At 66.4% G+C, this 452-nt stretch carries 1 pseudogene; it reads left to right on the forward strand.

Annotation, left to right across the window (positions count from 1 at the left end):
- Nucleotides 1-452, forward strand: a pseudogene (locus SB822_RS55010) (secretin); the annotation flags it as partial.

Consider the following 452-nt stretch of genomic DNA (forward strand, 5'->3'; position numbering starts at 1 on the left):
GTCACGGTCGGCGCGACCAACACCAACAACCTCACGGTGCTGCCGCTCATCACCACGCGCCGCGCATCGACCACAGTGCAGATGAACGACGGCGAGACCTTCGCGATCGGCGGCCTCATCAAGAGCAATGCGGCGGGCACGCTGGAGGCAATACCGGGTGTCGGCGAAGTGCCGGTGCTGGGCGCGCTCTTCAGAAGCACGTCGTATCAGCAGGACCGCACCGAGCTCGTGTTCATCATCACGCCGCATCTGGTGAAGCCGCTGCAAACGGCGACGAATCTGCCGCTGCCCACGGACCATCTGAAGACGCCTAACGAAGCCGACGTCTATCTGATGGGCAACATGGAAGGCCGCGATCCGGCCGGCAGCAAAAAGCCCGCGCCGCCGATGCCTGCCCCGGCGCCCTCGCCCGCAATGGCTCCCGCACCGTCGCAACCGCAGGCTCCGGCCAC

The organism is Paraburkholderia sp. SIMBA_054, from assembly GCF_046534875.1.
Taxonomy (GTDB): Bacteria; Pseudomonadota; Gammaproteobacteria; order Burkholderiales; family Burkholderiaceae; genus Paraburkholderia; species Paraburkholderia hospita.